This window comes from Flavobacterium cauense R2A-7 (genome assembly GCF_000498475.1).
GTDB lineage: Bacteria > Bacteroidota > Bacteroidia > Flavobacteriales > Flavobacteriaceae > Flavobacterium > Flavobacterium cauense.
The window spans coordinates 1-817 of the sequence record NZ_AVBI01000038.1; the positions used below are offsets into that span (position 1 = coordinate 1).

Annotated in this window: 1 protein-coding gene; it reads left to right on the forward strand. The window is 43.2% G+C overall.

Going from position 1 to position 817, the window contains the following annotated elements; translation table 11 throughout:
* Positions 1-251 precede the first annotated feature (251 nt).
* A complete protein-coding gene (locus FCR2A7T_RS14540) occupies positions 252-701 on the forward strand; it encodes a GNAT family N-acetyltransferase (RefSeq protein ID WP_023572064.1) in 450 nt (149 codons plus the stop codon).
* The last annotated feature ends 116 nt before the right edge of the window (positions 702-817 follow it).

Here is an 817-nt window from a genome sequence, read left to right on the forward strand (position 1 = left end):
GATTAGCATATTGCTTGATTCTTCCACCAATCTGAAAAATCAAAAGGTTCTTATACCGGAATTAAAAAAAGACAACAGGGAACAGGTGACTTTCGGCAAACTATCTAAAAGTGGCGGCATCGTTAATGCCTTTGAAGCCATGAAATTGGCGGAAAGCAGAAAGCGCTAAACAATGGAATCCTTCCTTGAAAAACCGCTACCACTAATAACAACAACATGCATTGCCACCACTTTTTAAACCACTACCAAACATGACATTCCGCGAAGCAACAATTGAAGACATCAAACAGATTCAGGTCGTAAGAAATTCGGTAAAAGAAAATACCTTATCCAATCCCGCTTTGGTTACGGATTCCGATTGCGAGGAATTCCTAACCCAACGCGGCAAAGGCTGGGTTTGCGAGGTTAACAATCAGATTGTTGGATTTGCGATTGCCGACCTTAAAGAAAACAATATCTGGGCGCTGTTCTTACAACCCGAATTCGAGGGCAAAGGCATCGGCACAAAACTTCAGCAAATCATGTTGGACTGGTATTTCTCCACCGGAAAAGAAAGTGTTTGGCTCGGCACCGCTCCCGGAACCAGAGCTGAAGCATTCTACCGAAAATCGGGGTGGACACAAAACGGCATGCATGGCGGTAACGAAGTGAAATTTGAAATGTCGAAAGAGCAATGGAAAAAGAACCGATTAAGTTATTAGCGGCCGGTTTTGTCTGTCCGATGCAATTTCACATTGATAACCAATTGCATTTAAAAGTTAAAGTATTTCGATAGCTTTCAGGACCGCGCCTCAAACCCATCTCGTATGCCGTCTTC

Coding starts and splice junctions, on each gene's coding strand:
- FCR2A7T_RS14540 (WP_023572064.1), top strand. CDS start 252: ATGACATTCCGCGAAGCAACAATTGAAGACATCAAACAGATTCAGGTC.